This is a genomic window from Halorubrum sp. SP9 (assembly GCF_005435015.1).
Taxonomy (GTDB): Archaea; Halobacteriota; Halobacteria; order Halobacteriales; family Haloferacaceae; genus Halorubrum; species Halorubrum sodomense.
This window is the reverse complement of the sequence record NZ_SGXU01000009.1, coordinates 44,519-60,868: the sequence shown is the minus strand read 5'-3', so window position 1 is coordinate 60,868 and position 16,350 is coordinate 44,519. Positions and strand designations below refer to the sequence as shown.

At 70.0% G+C, this 16,350-nt stretch carries 20 protein-coding genes; 10 read left to right on the top strand and 10 right to left on the bottom strand.

The window, feature by feature from the left end:
* Window positions 1-11: 11 nt before the first annotated feature.
* The 4 genes from EXE45_RS07295 to EXE45_RS07280 all read left to right on the top strand — a co-directional run bounded on the left by EXE45_RS07295 (window position 12) and on the right by EXE45_RS07280 (window position 3,759).
* Window positions 12-1,061 (top strand): AAA family ATPase, encoded by a 1,050-nt coding sequence (locus tag EXE45_RS07295; RefSeq protein WP_137693943.1) that lies wholly within the window; start codon window positions 12-14, stop codon window positions 1,059-1,061.
* A complete protein-coding gene (locus EXE45_RS07290) occupies window positions 1,058-1,699 on the top strand; it encodes a protein sorting system archaetidylserine decarboxylase (protein WP_137693942.1) in 642 nt (213 codons plus the stop codon). The genes EXE45_RS07295 and EXE45_RS07290 overlap by 4 nt, the downstream gene beginning before the upstream one ends.
* A gap of 105 nt (window positions 1,700-1,804) precedes the next feature.
* Window positions 1,805-2,455 carry an HVO_2922 family protein gene (locus tag EXE45_RS07285; protein ID WP_137693941.1) on the top strand — a complete coding sequence of 217 codons (651 nt, stop codon included), beginning with the start codon at window positions 1,805-1,807 and terminating at the stop codon, window positions 2,453-2,455.
* A 74-nt stretch (window positions 2,456-2,529) separates the two neighbouring features.
* On the top strand, window positions 2,530-3,759 hold the full coding sequence (locus EXE45_RS07280; protein ID WP_137693940.1) for a DNA primase: 1,230 nt from the start codon (window positions 2,530-2,532) through the stop codon (window positions 3,757-3,759).
* Between the two features lie 54 nt (window positions 3,760-3,813).
* On the opposite strand, the gene EXE45_RS07275 is transcribed toward EXE45_RS07280, so the two are convergent.
* From EXE45_RS07275 to EXE45_RS07255, 5 genes are all read right to left on the bottom strand, one after another.
* A complete protein-coding gene (locus EXE45_RS07275; protein WP_092919687.1) occupies window positions 3,814-4,029 on the bottom strand; it encodes a hypothetical protein in 216 nt (71 codons plus the stop codon).
* 60 nt (window positions 4,030-4,089) lie between these two features.
* Window positions 4,090-4,281, bottom strand: a complete 192-nt coding sequence (locus EXE45_RS07270; RefSeq protein ID WP_092919689.1) for a hypothetical protein — start codon at window positions 4,279-4,281, stop codon at window positions 4,090-4,092.
* Window positions 4,282-4,408: 127 nt separating this feature from the next.
* Window positions 4,409-4,759, bottom strand: coding sequence for a 50S ribosomal protein P1 (gene rpl12p / locus EXE45_RS07265; protein WP_092919691.1), 351 nt, complete (start codon window positions 4,757-4,759; stop codon window positions 4,409-4,411).
* Between the two features lie 16 nt (window positions 4,760-4,775).
* On the bottom strand, window positions 4,776-5,822 hold the full coding sequence (locus EXE45_RS07260; RefSeq protein WP_137693939.1) for a 50S ribosomal protein L10: 1,047 nt from the start codon (window positions 5,820-5,822) through the stop codon (window positions 4,776-4,778).
* Window positions 5,819-6,457: a 50S ribosomal protein L1 gene (locus tag EXE45_RS07255; RefSeq protein ID WP_092919695.1), complete on the bottom strand. Its 639-nt coding sequence runs from the start codon at window positions 6,455-6,457 to the stop codon at window positions 5,819-5,821. The genes EXE45_RS07260 and EXE45_RS07255 overlap by 4 nt, the downstream gene beginning before the upstream one ends.
* Window positions 6,458-6,740: 283 nt before the next feature.
* On the opposite strand from EXE45_RS07255, the gene EXE45_RS07250 reads away from it, so the two are divergent.
* Window positions 6,741-8,285: an acyl-CoA carboxylase subunit beta gene (locus EXE45_RS07250; protein ID WP_137693938.1), complete on the top strand. Its 1,545-nt coding sequence runs from the start codon at window positions 6,741-6,743 to the stop codon at window positions 8,283-8,285.
* Entirely contained in the window at window positions 8,285-8,626 is a 342-nt protein-coding gene (locus EXE45_RS07245; protein WP_241988364.1) for a hypothetical protein, read from the top strand. The genes EXE45_RS07250 and EXE45_RS07245 overlap by 1 nt, the downstream gene beginning before the upstream one ends.
* Before the next feature lie 262 nt (window positions 8,627-8,888).
* Here the strand turns inward: EXE45_RS07245 and EXE45_RS07240 are convergent, their stop codons facing one another.
* Window positions 8,889-9,173 carry a hypothetical protein gene (locus EXE45_RS07240; protein ID WP_137693937.1) on the bottom strand — a complete coding sequence of 95 codons (285 nt, stop codon included), beginning with the start codon at window positions 9,171-9,173 and terminating at the stop codon, window positions 8,889-8,891.
* 86 nt (window positions 9,174-9,259) lie between these two features.
* Here EXE45_RS07240 and EXE45_RS07235 point away from each other — a divergent pair, with 86 nt between their 5' ends.
* Window positions 9,260-11,170 carry a biotin carboxylase N-terminal domain-containing protein gene (locus tag EXE45_RS07235; RefSeq protein ID WP_137693936.1) on the top strand — a complete coding sequence of 637 codons (1,911 nt, stop codon included), beginning with the start codon at window positions 9,260-9,262 and terminating at the stop codon, window positions 11,168-11,170.
* 187 nt (window positions 11,171-11,357) lie between these two features.
* Here the strand turns inward: EXE45_RS07235 and EXE45_RS20730 are convergent, their stop codons facing one another.
* The 3 genes from EXE45_RS20730 to EXE45_RS07220 all read right to left on the bottom strand — a co-directional run bounded on the left by EXE45_RS20730 (window position 11,358) and on the right by EXE45_RS07220 (window position 13,472).
* Window positions 11,358-11,843: a hypothetical protein gene (locus tag EXE45_RS20730; protein WP_206750466.1), complete on the bottom strand. Its 486-nt coding sequence runs from the start codon at window positions 11,841-11,843 to the stop codon at window positions 11,358-11,360.
* 550 nt (window positions 11,844-12,393) lie between these two features.
* Window positions 12,394-13,236 carry a 3-keto-5-aminohexanoate cleavage protein gene (locus tag EXE45_RS07225; protein WP_137693934.1) on the bottom strand — a complete coding sequence of 281 codons (843 nt, stop codon included), beginning with the start codon at window positions 13,234-13,236 and terminating at the stop codon, window positions 12,394-12,396.
* Complete coding sequence (locus EXE45_RS07220) at window positions 13,233-13,472, bottom strand: hypothetical protein (RefSeq protein ID WP_137693933.1); 240 nt, start codon at window positions 13,470-13,472, stop codon at window positions 13,233-13,235. Before EXE45_RS07220 ends, EXE45_RS07225 begins: the two co-directional genes overlap by 4 nt.
* A gap of 128 nt (window positions 13,473-13,600) precedes the next feature.
* Between EXE45_RS07220 and EXE45_RS07215 the strand changes: the two genes are divergently transcribed.
* The 3 genes from EXE45_RS07215 (at window position 13,601) to EXE45_RS07205 (ending at window position 15,185) form a co-directional block, all read left to right on the top strand.
* Complete coding sequence (locus EXE45_RS07215) at window positions 13,601-13,948, top strand: hypothetical protein (protein ID WP_137693932.1); 348 nt, start codon at window positions 13,601-13,603, stop codon at window positions 13,946-13,948.
* A 142-nt stretch (window positions 13,949-14,090) separates the two neighbouring features.
* Window positions 14,091-14,561, top strand: coding sequence for a TRAM domain-containing protein (locus EXE45_RS07210; RefSeq protein ID WP_137693931.1), 471 nt, complete (start codon window positions 14,091-14,093; stop codon window positions 14,559-14,561).
* Between the two features lie 141 nt (window positions 14,562-14,702).
* A complete protein-coding gene (locus EXE45_RS07205; RefSeq protein ID WP_092919714.1) occupies window positions 14,703-15,185 on the top strand; it encodes a Tfx family DNA-binding protein in 483 nt (160 codons plus the stop codon).
* A gap of 25 nt (window positions 15,186-15,210) precedes the next feature.
* Here EXE45_RS07205 and EXE45_RS07200 read toward each other — a convergent pair whose 3' ends face one another.
* Entirely contained in the window at window positions 15,211-16,266 is a 1,056-nt protein-coding gene (locus EXE45_RS07200; RefSeq protein ID WP_137693930.1) for a succinylglutamate desuccinylase/aspartoacylase family protein, read from the bottom strand.
* Window positions 16,267-16,350 lie beyond the last annotated feature (84 nt).

Sequence of the window (16,350 nt, the reverse complement as noted above, 5' to 3'; positions counted from 1 at the left end):
ATCCGACGGTAATGCAGGGACCGCTGTGGATAGACACGCACGCGCCCGATCTCGACGAGATCCGGCAAGACGAGGCCCGCGATCGCCTGCGCCGGGCCGTCGACGAGCCGATGAACCTCATCGTTCAGGGGCCGCCGGGGGTCGGGAAGACGGCGGCGGCGCGAGCGCTCGCGGACGCGTCGCACGCCGACCCGGACGCCGACCTGATCGAGATCAACGTCGCCGACTTCTTCGGGCGGACAAAAAAGGAGATCCGGACCGACCCCCGCTTCGAGGGCTTCCTCGAAGGGCGAAGCGGCATGGCGAAACGCGACATGATAAACCGCGTGCTGAAGGAGTCGGCGTCGTACGCCCCGATGTCCGGCGAGTACAAGACGGTCCTGTTGGACAACGCGGAGGCGATCCGCGAGGACTTCCAGCAGGCGCTGCGCCGCGTGATGGAGAAGCACCACCGCACCACCCAGTTCGTTATCGCGACCCGCCAGCCGTCGAAGCTCATCGCTCCGATCCGCTCGCGCTGTTTCCCGGTCCGCGTCCGCTCGCCGACGACCGACGAGACGATCGACGTCTTAGAGACGATCTGCGACCGGGAGGGCGTCGACTACGACGGCGACGGGCTGGAGTTCGTCGCCAGCGCGGCCGGCGGCGACCTCCGCGAGGCGATCCTCTCCGCGCAGGCGACCGCGGTCGAGGGCGACGAGATAACCATGTCGACCGCCTACGAGGCGCTCGGCGAGGTCGGTGACGACGACGCGCTCCGCGAGGCGCTCGCCGACGCCCGCAGCGGCGACCTGAAGGACGCGCGCTCCACGCTCGACGACCTCCTCGACGAGGGGTACGACGGCCAGGAGCTGCTCCGAGAGGCGCTCCGCGTCGCCCGCGCCGGCTCCGACTACGGCGGCGACGACGTGGCCCGGCTCCACGCGCTCGCGGGCGAGGCCGACCTCGACCTGTCGGACGGGCTCGACGAAACGACCCACCTCGTCCACCTGCTCGCGGCGTGGGCGGCGGGACGGACCCGGCTCTCGCCCGCCCTGCGCGACGCGGAGGTAGCGCCGTGAGCCGGACCCCGCCGCTCTCGCGGCTCCTCCCGTTCCCGGTGGTCGACGCCGCGTGGGACCTGGCGCTCGTCCCGGCGCTCGCGGGTGCGGTGGCGCTGCCCGTGCTCCCGCCGGTCGGCGTCGCGCTCGTCGCGCTCGCGTTCGGGATCCTCTGGTTCCACCGCGACCCGGAACGCGATCCCCCGACGGGCGGGGAGACGGTCCTCTCCCCGGCCGACGGCACCGTCTCCGTGGTACGCGGGGAAGGTTCTCGGCTCCGCGTCGGCGTGTTCATGAACGTCACCGACATCCACGTCAACCGCGCGCCGCTCGCGGGCGAAGTCCGCGAGGTCCGCCACCGCCCCGGCGCGAACCGCCCGGCGTTCGATAAGGAGTCCGATCGCAACGAGCAGGTCGCGGTCGACTGCGGCGAGTACGAACTGCTCGTCATCGCGGGCTGGTTCGCCCGCCGGATCCACCCCTCGGTCGAGGCGGGCGACCGCGTCGAGCGCGGCGACCGAGTCGGTCACGTCTCGTTCGGCTCCCGCGCCGACGTGGTGTTGCCCGCGGACGTGACCCGCGACGACCTGCTGGTCGCCGAGGGCGACAGCGTCCGCGCGGGCGAGACGATCATCGCGGAGCGGCCGCGGGACGACTGACAGTCGTCGCGGGACGGCAACGCGATGACTCATGACCGCACCGCCGCGCGGGTCGATTCGGTTCGGGCACACGCTTTTGTTTCGCGATTGTGATGCTTCTGGCGCATGCCAGAAGAGACCATCCACGAGTCGAACCGGTCGCGGACCCGGCAGGGACTGGCCACGTACCTCCGGCGGATCGCCCGAGCCCTGAGGCGCGGCGAGCCGGTGCCGGTCGACGAGGCCGGCTCGGTGACGGTCGACGCGGCCCCGACCGGCGACGTCGAGATCGAACTCGAGCGCGAGGACGGAACGGTTCACTTCGAGATCGAGATGGAGTGGCCCGACGAGGCGGCCGCCGTCGACGAGGACGCGGCCGCGAGCAAGGCCACCTTCGAGCTGTACGCCGACAGCGCCGACCAGTTCCGGTGGCGGCTCCGGCACGACAACGGCAACATCATCGCCGACGGCGGCGAGGGGTACGCCGACAAGCGCGACGCGAAGTCGGGGATCGCGAGCGTCCAGCGGAACGCGCCCGGCGCGCACGTCGTCGATGTCTCGCGCGACGAGGAGGCGCCCGACGAGGGGGGTAGCGACGCGACCTTCGAGCTGTTCCGCGACAACGCCGACCGGTACCGCTGGCGGCTCCGCCACGACAACGGCAACGTCATCGCCGACGGGGGACAGGGGTACGCGTCCAAGCAGAAGGCGAAACAGGGGCTCGAGAGCGTCAAGTCGAACGCCCCCGGCGCGGCCGTCGAGGAGTCGGCCGAGTAGTTCCCCTCTCGCGGCGACCCGGGCGATCGCGGACCGCACCGCTTATTCGCCGGCCCTCACTACCTCGGGGCGATATGGACGCGCTCGACGCCAAGTACCCGTTCTTCGCGAGCGCCCGCGAGGCCGTCGCGGCGGCCGCGGTGTCGCTGCCCGAGCTCGTCGCGGCCGACGCGCCGGCGGTCGAGCGCGCCCGCGAGCGCGTCGAGCGCGCCCTGCTCGAGGGAACCGTCGCTTCCGAGAGCGGCGCGTTTCCGGGCGAGTCGGCGTACGACACGCAGGCGGAGCTGCTCTCGTACCCCATCGCGCGGATCCTCGTCTCGCTGCTCGACTCCGACCCCGCCATCGAGAAGTACGCCGCCGCGGAGGCGGCGACCGCGATGGAGCGGGTCCGCCGCGATCTCGAGACCGACGACGAGCTGCGGTCGGTGTCGTCCGCGACGGTCGCGCTGGACGACCTGCTCGCCGAGTTCGAGCTCGCGGACGCCGTGCGCCCCGACCTGACGTCTCCGGCCGGAGCCGGCCGCGGCGCCGCGGGAAGCGGGGGCAGAGCCGCGGGAGGCGGCGCCGGAGCCGCGGGTAACACCGGCCGCGATCCGGCCCACTACCGGATCGACGTCGGTCCCTACCTCCGCCTCACCTCGCCCGAGTGGGGGGACTCGTGGCGGCTCGTCAACCGCGCGCTGGCCGACGGCGCGGTTCGCGTCTCGCGCGAGGAACTGCTCGCGGCGCTGGAAGCGGCGGTGGCGGAGCGAGTCGCCGAGGGGCTCCCCTTCGAACTGGCGGCCGACGAGGGGATCGGCGAGGCCCTGGAGTCGCGCGTCGCGGACCTCCGCCGGCTGCTCTCCGAGCGGACGTACACGGAGCCGCCGGACGTCGTCGCGCCGGCGCTGTTCCCGCCGTGTATGACCAATCTGATCGAGAAGGCCGAGCGCGACGTCGAGCTCTCCGCGGCCGAGTCGTTCGCGCTGATGGCGTTCCTCGTCGGTATCGGCATGACGCCCGACGAGGTCGTCGCGTTCTGTACCGACACGAGCCTCGACGCCGAGGGGATCCGGTACCAGACCGAGTACCTGACCGACGAGCGGGGCACCCAGTACCCGCCGCCGACCTGCGAGACGCTCGCGAACTACGGGATCTGCCACAACGAGGACGACCACATGCAAGTCGCGGCCGACCCCCTTTCGTACTACGAGAAACGGGTGGCCGCGGCCGACGAGGTGACCGACTGGCGGGCCGGGCGGGAGACGGAGGCGACCGATGAGGCGGAGGCGACCGATGAGACGGACGAGACGAGCGAGGCGTGACCTCGACGCGTCGGACGCGAACGACGGCGAGAGAAGGGAAACCGCTCGGAGGGCTTACGACTCGTCTTTCGCGCGCATCAGGTACGTGCCGACGCCGGCCATCAGCAGGACGAACCCGGCCAGTAGCGCGACGAGCGCGATCGCTCCCGACGCCGGGAGCACGGTCGATCCGCCGAAGGTGACCCCGATCGCGACCAGCCCGACGATGAACACCGCGGCCGCCGCCAGCGAGACCGTGATCTGCCGACGGAACTCCGCGTCGATTTCCATGTCTGCGGCTTTCCGTCGCCGCTAAAAAAGGACTTCGATGGGCGGTCCGCCCGTCGCCGCTCAGTTCGCCAGGTGCGTGATGTCCCGCCGCAGGCTGTACCCCTGCGGAACGCCGACGATCCCCAGGCAGTCGTCGCACAGCACTCGCTCGTAGTCGCGGTTGGTCTCCTTCTCCAGCAGCGAGACGTCCGCGAGCGGATACACCGACTCGCACCGATCGCACTCCGCCTTGTCGCCGTCGACGATCTTCATCGGCTCTCCGTTTCCGAGATCCGTATATAAAATCGCGGACGGCGTTATCACTCCGGATAGCGGAGTCGATAAAAATCGACGGTCGGGAGTCGGTCGACGCGGTCGGGGTCTCGGGGGTCGTCCGGCGTTAGCCGAAGAGCTCGCCGAGGCCCTCGCCGCCGTCGCCCTCGTCTTCCTCGTCGCCGTCGTCCGCCTCGTCGGCGGCGTCGGCCTCGTCGGCCTCGTCGTCGTCGTCCGACTCGTCTGCGGACGCGTCGGCGTCGGCGGAGCCGCCCGACGCGGCGCCGGCGGCGGCGGGGGCCGCGGCGGCCGTCTCGACGGCCTCCTCGATGTCGACGTCCTCCAGCGCGGCGACGAGCGCCTTGACGCGGGACTCCTCGACGTCGACGCCGGCGGCTTCCAGCACGCCGGTGACGTTGTCTTCGTTGATCTCTTCGCCAGTCTCGTTCAGGATGAGCGCAGCGTAAACGTATTCCATTGGTGTGTACCTCGTGTTATCCGAACATCGCGCCGAGTCCTTCGCCGCCGTCGTCGCCGTCGTCATCGTCGTCGGCGTCGCCGTCGGCCGCCTCGGCGTCTTCCGTTGCTTCGTCCGCCTGTTCCTCCTCGTCGTCGGCGTCGTCGGCCGCCGGCTCCGTCGCCGGCGCGGCCTCGACGCCCTGGAGCTCCTCGGGGAGCGCCTCCTCGTCGTCGATCTGCGACGCGAGCGCGCGCAGCTGGGCGTCGGCCTTGCCGATCAGGTCGGGCACGACGTCCGGGCTCTCGATCTCCGCGAACAGGCCGACGGACTTCGCCTGGCCGGACGCCTTCGCGAGGAGGGCGCCGGCGGTGGCGGCCGTCGGGTACGCGGCGTTGACGGAGAGGTTGCGCGCGGCGGCCGCGGCGGACCGGATGTCCCCGCGGTACTCGTCGACGTCGATTTCGAGCTCGTCGGGCTCGAACAGGACGCCCTCGGAGTAGACGGCCCGCAGGTCTAAGCCGACCTCCTTGGGCTCGATCCCGAGCTCGACGAGGACGTTCGCGAGGTCGTCGTCGACGACCTCGCCCTCCTCCAGCACGGTCGAGTCCTCGGTGACCTTGATCGAGCCGTCCTGAATGCGGGCGGCCGCGCCCACGGTCTGGAGCTCGCCGACGAACGGTCCCGGGTCGACGCCGGTGTCGCCCTCGGGGATCACGATGTCGTTGGGGGCCACCTCGCCCGCGTTGATCGGGGCGGGGGTCTTCGAGGCTTCGAGCTGCTTGAAGAGGCCGAACGGGTTGTCGTTGGTGCCGACGAGCGCCACCTGGCCGCTGACGTACTCCGTCAGCTGCTCGATGCCGTCGTCGACCTCCTCGAGCGCCCGGTTCGTGAGCGTGTTGCGGCTCATGCGGACGGCCGCCGAGCCGTGGAGCTCCCGGCGCATGGCCTGGAGCTGTCGGCTCGGGATGCCGGCCACGCCGACGATCCCGACGGACTGGTAGGAGTCGATGAACTCGACGAGTTCGGCGACCTCCTCGCGTTTCCACTCGGGGATCGTCTCGGTCTTGCGGACCGAGCTCATACGGGCACCTCCTTCGCGGGACCCATCGTGGTCTTCACGTAGATCCCGTCGATGTTGAGCGGGCCCTTCTCGAGGTCTGCTTCGAGTCGCCGGATGATGACGTCGATGTTGTCCGAGATCGCGTCGGCGCCCATGTCCTCGGCGCCGACGCGGGTGTGGAACGTGCGCCGGTCGCGCGACCGGAGCTGCACCGTGTTCTTCATCCGGTTGACGGTCTCGACGACGTCGTCGTCCGGCTGTAGTGGGGTAGGCATCTTCCCGCGCGGACCGAGGACGGTACCGAGGTACCGACCGATGTCCTGCATCAGGTTGGCCTCCGCGACGAAGAAGTCGGTGTCGTCGGCCAGGTCCTTTGCGCGGTCGTCGTCGTCTCCTAACTCTTCGAGGTCGTCGCTGTCGAGTACTTCGTCAGCGACCTCCTCTGCGCGGACGGCGGTCTCGCCCTCCGCGAAGACGACGATCTGTGTCTCCTGCCCCGTTCCAGCCGGCAGCACGACGGACTCGTCGATACGGTTCGACGGATCGTTGAGGTCGAGGTCTCGCAGGTTGATCGCGATGTCCACGGTCTCGCGGAAGTTCCGCTCGGGCGCATCGTCGAGTGCGAGGGTTACGGCCTCTTGTATTGTGTCTGCCATTTTCACCTCCGTAGTACGCAGGTCGCTCCTACGGGTCAGTGAAACAGGCGAAGCCTGTCTCAACGGAGAGTGGTTCATCGGAGGGTTAAAACCGTCGAAGCGCCGGGCAGCGTGTGAAACGCCGACAGGGCCGCTCCGCGGCCGCCCTCGATTCCCTCGTTTCGCCGTCGCCTCCGCGGCTCGGATTCGACGGACGTCGAACGACGAAACGTCGGATAGGGGAACCCTTTTGACGGCGCTTGCCGACCCACGAGGTAATGACGCAGGGTGGTCCGCCGTGACGATGGACGACCGTATCGAGGACCTCCGGGAACGCCGCGAGCGGGCGGCGAAGGGCGGGGGCGAAGACCGGATCCAGTCGCAACACGACAAGGGGAAGATGACCGCCCGCGAGCGGATCGACTACTTCCTCGACGACGGCACCTTCCACGAGTTCGACCGGTTCCGGACCCACCGCAACCACACGTTCGGGATGGAGGAGAAGCAGATTCCGGGCGACGGCGTGGTGACGGGCTACGGGGAGGTGAACGGCCGGAAGACGTTCGTGTTCGCGCACGACTTCACCGTCTTCGGCGGGTCGCTCGGCGAGGTGTTCGCCGAGAAGGTGTGTAAGGTGATGGACAAGGCGATGGACGTGGGCGCGCCCGTCGTCGGCCTCAACGACTCCGCGGGCGCCCGGATCCAGGAGGGCGTCGCCTCGCTCGGCGGCTTCGCGGAGATCTTCCGGCGCAACACGGAGGCCTCCGGCGTGATCCCCCAGATCTCCGCGATCATGGGGCCGTGCGCCGGCGGCGCGGTGTACTCGCCCGCCATCACGGACTTCACCTTCATGGTGAAAGACACCTCGCACATGTTCATCACCGGGCCGGACGTCATCGAGACGGTCACCGGCGAGGAGGTGAGCTTCGAGGAGCTGGGCGGCGCGGTCACCCACTCGTCGACCTCCGGCGTCGCGCACTTCGCGGAGGAGAGCGAGGAGGACGCGCTCGACGACATCGCGCGGCTGCTCTCGTACCTCCCGGCGAACAACGTGGAGGACCCGCCGCGCGTCGAGCCGTGGGACGACCCCGAGCGCGCGGACGACGAGCTGGCCGAGATCGTCCCCGACGCGCCCCGGAAGCCGTACGACATGAAGGACGTGATCGGCAGCGTCACCGACGAGGGGTCCTTCTTCGAGGTGCACGAGAACTTCGCGAAGAACATCGTCGTCGGCTTCGCCCGCCTCGACGGCCACTCCGTCGGCGTCGTCGCGAACAACCCCCGCGTGAACGCCGGCACGCTCGACATCGAGGCGAGCCAGAAGGGCGCGCGGTTCGTCCGCTTCTGCGACGCGTTCAACGTCCCCATCCTCACCTTCGAGGACGTGCCCGGCTTCATGCCCGGCACGGACCAGGAACACAACGGGATCATCCGTCACGGCGCGAAGCTGCTGTACGCCTTCTCGGAGGCGACCGTTCCCCTCCTGACCGTCATCACCCGGAAGGCGTACGGCGGCGCCTACTGCGTGATGTCGTCGAAGCACATCGGCGGCGACGTCAACTATGCGTGGCCGACCTCGGAAATCGCGGTGATGGGGCCGAAGGGCGCGGTCAACGTGCTCTACCGCGAGGAGCTGGCCGAGGCCGACGACCCCGACGCGCGCCGGCAGGAGCTCATCGACGAGTACCGCGAGGAGTTCGCGAACCCCTACACCGCCGCCGACCGCGGCTTCGTCGACGACGTCATCGAGCCGACCGAGACGCGCGCGCGCCTCGTCGAGGACCTGAAGATGCTGAAGGGGAAGAGCACGGACCAGCCTGCGAAGAAACACGGCAACATCCCGATCTGATGGCGGTCGACGACGAGCCGATCGGTGAGGGACCGACCGACTCGGCGGCGGCCGACGACGCGACGACCGCCGAGCCGGCGCCCCCGATCGCCCGCCTGTCCATCCCCGACGACGCCGGCGACGACGAGGCGGCCGCCATCGCCGCCGCGGTCGCGGCGCACCTCCGAGACGGCGAGCTCGCCGCCGCCGCTGCCGCCGCGAGCGACGCGGACGACGGCCGCGACGAGGACCGCTGGGGACTCGCCGCCCGGATCGATCGGCTCCACCGCCGCCGGGCGCGCGTCCCAGCCGACGCGCCGACCGACCCCTGGACCGCGGCCGGCCGGAGCGACCGGTTCTGAGCGGTCGGTCGCGTCGCCTTTGCGGCCCCGGTCGGGGGGGGGCCGTCGCTGGTCGGGTAGCGGACGCGTCGAACGGAGTTCCCGGACGCGGGAGCGCCCGGCCGCATACATTTCCCGGACGCGGGAGCGCCCGGCCGCGTACATTCCCCCGACGGCGCGGCGTCGAACCGTCGCGCCGTCGACCCGACCCTGACTCGGGGCGCGGTAGCAGATACGTCTGCTGACATATATATCTGTGATAACGGCTCTCGCGATCGGCCGCTCAGCGCGTCTCCTCGTCGCCGGCTCCTCCGGTATCGGCGGTCGCGTCGCCCGCGGTCGCGTCGCCCGCGGTCGCGTCGCCCGACGTCGCTTCGTCGTCGAGGCTCGTCGGTACGCCTCGCCCGTCGAAGAGTCGATCGAGGGCGATCGGGACGACGGTCACGAAGGCGAGGAGCGCGGCGACCCGGATCGGCAGCGATGCGTCGGTGACGGCCGTGAGTCCGAGGTAGACGGCGGCGCCGACTAGGACCGACGGCAGCATGTACGGGTTTCCCGCGTCGAGCATACCTCACTGTGGCGCCCGGGACCCTCTTAACCGTCCCGGCCCGGACCGACAGAGTTTGGTAGCAGTTCGTGGAAGAACCGACAGGAATGTTCGATAAGGTTCTCGTGGCGAACCGCGGCGAGATCGCGGTCCGGGTGATGCGCGCCTGTGAGGAGCTCGGCGTCGACACCGTCGCCGTCTACAGCGACGCCGACAAGCACGGCGGCCACGTCCGGTACGCGGACGAGGCGTACAACGTCGGTCCCGCCCGCGCGGCCGACTCGTACCTCGACGGCGAGGCGGTCGTCGAGGCGGCGCGCTCGGCCGGCGCCGACGCGATCCACCCCGGGTACGGCTTCCTCGCGGAGAACGCCGACTTCGCGGCCCGCGTCGAGGCCGCCGACGGGATCACGTGGGTCGGGCCCGCCAGCGACGCGATGGAGCGGCTCGGCGAGAAGACGCACGCGCGCCGCGTGATGGACGACGCCGACGTGCCGATCGTTCCCGGGACGACGGAGCCCGTCACCGACGTCGAGGCCGTCACGGAGTTCGGCGACGAGCACGGCTACCCGGTCGCGATCAAGGCCGAGGGCGGCGGCGGCGGCCGCGGAATGAAGGTCGTCGAGAGCGCGGACGAGGCCGCGGAGGCGCTGGAGTCGGCGAAACGCGAGGGGGAGGCGTACTTCTCGAACGACTCGGTGTACCTCGAGCGCTACCTCCAGACTCCCCGCCACGTCGAGGTCCAGATCGTCGCGGACGACCCGGTGGCCGCGGGGTCCGACGGCGGGAGCGGCGACGGGGACGCCTCGGTGTCCGAGAGCGACGTGGTCCACCTCGGGGAGCGCGACTGCTCGCTCCAGCGCCGCCACCAGAAGGTGATCGAGGAGGGGCCCTCCCCCGCGCTCTCCGACGAACTGCGCGAACAGATCGGCGAGGCGGCCCGCCGAGGGGTCGCCGCCGCGGACTACACCAACGCCGGGACGGTCGAGTTCCTCGTCGAGGAGGACCCCGACCGCGACCCGTCGGAGCCGCTCGGTCCGGACACGCCGTTCTACTTCCTCGAAGTCAACACGCGGATCCAGGTCGAACACACCGTCACCGAGGAGCTGACGGGGATCGACATCGTGAAGGAACAGCTCCGGGTCGCGAGCGGCGAGGGGCTCTCCGTCTCGCAGGACGACGTCGAGCTGGAGGGCCACGCGATCGAGTTCCGGATCAACGCCGAGGACGCCGCGGACGAGTTCCAGCCCGCCAACGAGGGGTCGCTGGAGACGTACGACCCGCCGGGCGGGATCGGCGTGCGCGTCGACGACGCGCTCCGGCAGGGCGACGAGCTCGTCACCGACTACGACTCGATGATCGCGAAGCTGATAGTCTGGGCCCCGGACCGCGAGGAGTGTCTCGCGCGGTCGAAGCGCGCGCTCGCGGAGTACGACCTGGAGGGGGTCGTCACCATCGTCCCGTTCCACCGCCTGATGCTCGACGATCGGCGCTTCGTCGACGGGACGCACACGACGAAGTACCTCGACGAGGAGCTCGACCGCGAGCTGGTCGCCGAGGCGCAGGAGAAGTGGGGGACGGAGTCCGTCTCCGCGGGCGACGGGGACGACGAGGAAGTCACCGAGCGCGAGTTCACGGTCGAGGTGAACGGGAAGCGCTTCGATGTCGAGCTAGAGGAGCGCGGCGCGCCCGCGATCCCGGTGCCGGAGGGCGGCGGGGGCGGCGGAAGCGGCGGACAGCAGCGCCCCCCGCAGGCGAAGCCGGACGACGGCGGGGACGACGGCGGCGTCGACGTCGCGGAGGGCGGCGAGGCCATCGACGCGGAGATGCAGGGGACGATCCTCTCGGTCGACGTCGACGAGGGCGACGAGGTCGCCGCCGGCGACGTGGTCTGCGTCCTCGAGGCGATGAAGATGGAGAACGACGTGGTCGCCGAGCGCGGCGGCACCGTCGCGAGCGTCCACGTCGACGAGGGCGACAGCGTCGACATGGGCGACGTGCTGATCGTGCTGGAGTGAGGTCGGGATTCTCAGGACGCGGCTATTTGTAATAGTGGACGGCGTTGCGGTGAGCCGTTCTGAGGCTAAGCTGTTCACTTGGCTTCGCTGAAATCCACAGTGAGTGACATACGCAGCTCTCTGCCGGTCAGTACAGAGCGTGCGTATATCCCTAATCCCCGTTGCGATGTCAGAATCCCCTAACTACTTAGCTGCTGCTCATCTGTGGATCTCCACGCCCACTGTATTGCTCGTAGTCAATATACGGTCGGACAAGTTCGTCTTCTTTGTACACGGCCACCTCAAGCAGTCGGGGGCCTTCCACGGAGTCGTCGGGGTTCGGAAAGTAGTGATAATGCTGTGTTACGTCTCGGTAGCCACCGAGCGATGCTCGAATGAGGTAGCGTTGCTCATCGACCACGGGTGGGTCCGGGAACTGGTAGATACCCCCGGTATCGCTCGCCTCCAGTTCGAAAAATCGGTCGAACACGACGGCCTCATCTCTCGTTTCCTCGTCAGTCCGGAGGAGTTCGATTTCAAGTCCCTGTGGCTCTGCGGTGGCATTGCTAGGTAGAATTTCGAGTTGGGAGGGTGAAGAAGACGAAAACGGGAGTTGATTACATCCCGACAGAGCCCCAAGTATGACTGAACCACTTCCAGCGAGAGCTCTTCGTCTGGAACACGGGCTGGTCATGACTCTTGACAAGAACGAACTAATGATATACCTAGTGAAATAAACTACGGCGATGAATTTGTAAGCGAATTCTACCGGCTGTTTCAGTCGAAAACACATCTGAAAATGGAATTTCAACGGAAGCCATTGTTTATAAATAGCCGCTGGCGGATCGACGGTGAGTACCGCCAAAGCTCCAGCCGCTCGCTTATAAATAGCCGTTACCAGGCCGACGGCGAGGACCGCCAAAGCCCCAGCCGCGAAGCGGCCGCACACTCGCTGCGCTCCTCGCTCGCGCTGCTCGCTGCGGTGCTTGCGTCGTCTGCGGCCGCTTCGCGACTGCCCCTTTGAGTCCCACCCCTACAGCACCGCACCTCACGCCTCCCCAGCCTCGTCAGTCGCCGTCGCTTCGCTCCGGCGACTGACTCCCTCGCGCGGTGCCGTTCGCGGCCGCCGATGGCGACCGCTCACGGGCACGCGCCACCGCGTCGTTCATTTATAGTCAATCGTCGCCGTCTCTCGGGTGTTTTAAATACCGTCTCGCTATCGAGGCTCGCGTCGCGCACTCAGGTTACCGACCGCGTAGCCCCAGTAGCTCCCGCGTCTGCTCGGGCGTCGCCACGGGCCGACCCAGTTCCTCGGCGAGCCGCGCCGCCCGCGCCACGAGCTGCTCGTTCGTCGCCAGTTCGCCCCGCTCGTAGTACCGGTTGTCCTCTAAGCCCACCCGGACGTGGCCCCCGAGCAGCAGCGACTGCGTCGTCAGCGGGAGCTGGTGCGGGCCGAACCCGATCACGTTGAACTCGACGCCCTCGGGCAGGGCCTCGACCCGATTCATCAGGTTCCGCGGGTGCGGCGGGGTGGTGGTCCCGCCGCCGAACAGGAAGTTGAGGTACGGCGGGTCGTCGAGCTCGTCGAGAATCGCCAGCGACTCGTTGAGGTGGCCGTCGTTGAACACCTCCAGCTCGGGCTTGATGCCCCGCTCTTTCATCTCCGCGTGGAGGGAGGAGACGAGTTCGCGCGTGTTCTCGGAGGTGAGCCGGTCGTAGCGGTTGAGCGGCCCCATGTCGAGCGACGCCATCTCGGGCGCGGGGTCGGTCCGGAGCGGCTCGTGTCGGAGGGCGTCCGGCGCCGCCGTCCCCCCGGTGGAGTGCTGGAGGACGGCGTCGTCGGTCGCCTCGCGGACCGCGTCCGTCACCTCCTGAAAGCGCTCCGTCGAGAAGGCGCGCTCCCCGTTGTCGCGGCGTGCGTGGAGGTGGAGGACGCTCGCGCCCGCGTCCTCGCAGGCCGCCGCGGCCGCCGCGATCTCCGCGGGCGTCTCCGGGAGGTCCGGATGCGCCTCCTTCCCGTGGACGCCGCCGGTAAGCGCCGCGGTGATGACGACGGGCTTCCCGTCGAGGTAGTCGTCGTAGCTCATCGGTCGGCGTCGGGCGCGTCGGGCGCGTTCGACTCGGCGTCCGGCGCCGCCTCCGAGTCCGGTTCGACGTAGAACTCGCAGTCCGTCGCGGGGTCGAGCTCGTACCGGGCGTTACAGACGTCGGCGCGCATGGGCTGAACGAACGACTCCGTCACGGTACAGAACGCGCGGGCGGTGTCGAACGACTTCCCGTCGCCCTCCTCGCGATACGACAGGTGCTGGCACGTCTCGTCCATGGCGGACGGAGGCGGGCGAGCGGCTTGAAACCACGCGTCGGAAGTTTCGCCCCCGTCCGGCGCGGCCCGCGCCGGCCCGCCCCGATCCGACCGACGCTGTTTAACCGAACGCCCGAGAACGGGCGGGCATGGAGCGGGTCGACGACTGGCGGTCGGCGATCGAGGAGGCCGGGGAGCTGACCGGCCCGATCGCGGCGGCCATCGTCGAGGCCCACGGCGACCGCGGGCAGCGCGCCATCGAGGCCGTCGGCGAGGGGCGGGTGAAACGCTACCGCGATTTCACCGTCGTCGTGGGGCACGAGGACGAATACGTGGTCGAGGAGGGCGAGTGTACCTGCGCGGACGCGACGTACAACCTCGACGCGGACGACCCCGACGACCGCTGCTGGCACGCCATCGCGGTCGACGTCGCGGACGCGCTCGACGCCGTGGACCACCACGACATGTGGTACTCGGAGGTCCGCGAGTTCCTCTGACCCGTCTCGGCGGCCCTCCGCTCCCTGGGTCGCAAATTCGGCTATCGAGCAGCCGCCGCTCGGCCGCGTGACGCGCCCGTTTTCGCGAAGCTCGGTCTGAGAGTCGAAAACGTTTACAACGGCGGCCGGTCTCCCCTACGGTATGGCGGACTGTCCACTCGCAGACGACTGCCCCAGCTTCGACGAACGGATCGAGGGGATGGGGTGTCAACACTACGGCAACAAGGGCGGCGCGGAGTGGTGTAACCACTACGACATGCCGATCTACGAGCTGAAACAGCAGCCGGTCCAGCCCGGCGAGGCGGTCGTCGTCGAGGTCGACGACATCCACGAGAGCGGTGCCGGCGTCGGCCGCACCGACGACGGGTTCATCGTCCTCGTCGACGGCCTCCTCCCCCCGGCGCGCGCCGAGGTCAAGATCCACCGCGTGAAGTCCAGTCACGCGACGGCCCAAGAGGTGGTCGAGCGCCTCCCCGACGACCCGGAAGCGGAGGAGGGGGACGACGAGGCCGCCGAGGGCGACGCGGCGGACGACGAGGACGACGAGCGCGGTCGCCCGGACCGCACGGACCGCGAACGGCTCGGCAGCCGCGAGAACTTCTGGGGCAAGTGACGGCGTCTCGGGGGAGCCCCGCCCCACGGACAGTCCGGACGCCGTCGATCCGCCGACCGCTCTCGGAGGCCGATCGATCCGCCGCGCGACCTCGCGCGACGAAACCGCCGTTTTTTGAGCGACCGGCCCGTCGGTGAACGCATGGCAGACGACGGGCGACCCGACCCCGCCGACGTCGACGCCGACTCCATCCTCGAACGGGCCGGGTTCGACGCCGACGAGGGCGTTCTCACCCGCCGGCAGGCCGAGGTGTTAGCGCTCCGCGAGCGCGGGCTCCGGCAGTCGGACATCGCGGACCGGCTCGGCACCTCGCGCGCGAACGTCTCCAGCGTCGAGGCGAGCGCCCGCGACAACGTCGAGCGCGCCCGCGAGACGGTCGCGTTCGCGGAGGCGCTGTCGGCGCCGGTCCGCGTCGAGATCGAGGCGGGAACCGACCTCTACGACGCGCCCAAGCGCGTGTACGACGCCTGCGACGAGGCGGGCGTGAAGGTGAACCAGACCGCGCCCGAGCTGATGAAGTCGATCGGCGACCGCGCGGGCGACGCGGTCCGCGGGCGCGAGGTCCATCGCCGGCTGTTCGTCACGGTCGCGGCCGACGGGCAGATCCGGGTCCGCCGGCCGTAGCATCGGTCCCTCGACCCCTCCGCCGTCAGTCCCCGTCGATCCGCTCCGCGACCCCGACGAGCGTCGCGCCCGCGGCCACGGTCGCCTCCCGGGCGACCGAGTACGCGATCCCGTCGCGGTCGGCGCGCGCGACCTGGAGCGTCTCGAACGTCGTCGGGTCGAACACCTCGCCGACGCGCTCGCCCTCGCGCACCCGGTCGCCGACGGCGAGGTCGGGCTCCGGGACGAACAGCCCGGAGTCGTCGGCGATGGCGCGCCCGAGGTGGTTGCGCGCGACGACGCCGTCCCACGGGTCGGGCTCGCCGTCGAGCAGCCCCTCGTGGCGGAGGGCGCCGACCATCCCCGCCACGCCGGTCTCGACCGCCGCCGCCACGATTTCGCGGCTGTGGGCGAGCTCGGGCGTGATCGTCGGGATCCCCTCGCGCGTGGCCGCGACGCGGAGCTTCCCCGCGAACCCGCGCTCGTCCCATTCGGTGTCGGCGTCGTCACCCGCGGCCTCCGCGAGCAGGAGGTCGGTGCCGAACGCCTCCGCGAGCCCGCGGCAGGCCTCGTCGCCGCGCATGTACACCGCGTGCGTCGCCATCGACGGCGACCCCGTGTGGAGGTCGACGATCGCGTCCGCCGCGCCCGCGAACCGCCAGAGCCGGGCCGCCATCCGCTCGTGGAGCGACCCCTCCGCGTCGCCGGGCCAGCAGCGGTTCATGTTCGGCTGCCGCGAGTCGAGCGACTCCGGCGTCGTGTACGAGACGCGATCGAAGGTGAGCGGGTCCGCGACGGGAACCGTCACGAGCGTCCCGTCGAGGTCGGCGGCGGTCGGCCCGTCGCTCGCTCCGCCGGCGTCGGCGCTTCCGGACGCGTTCCCGACGAGGCGGTCGTGAAGCCGCCGCAGGACCGCGACACCGTTCACCTCTCGCCCGTGCTGGGCGGCCTGCGCGTACACGACGGGACCGTCGCCGGGCGCGTCGAGTTCGGGGCCGTCGTCGCCGTCGACGAGTTCGCCCTCGCCGTACGCGTGGACCGTCGTCCGGATCGGCACGCCCGAGGGGAGCCGAGCGAGGGTGAGGGTGCGACTGGTGTGCATGGTCCGGATCCGAGCGGCTCGGAGTTATACGTCGGGGTTGTGGTCGCGGCGCGGTCGCGTCGGTCTCCGACTTCCGCCCGCCGA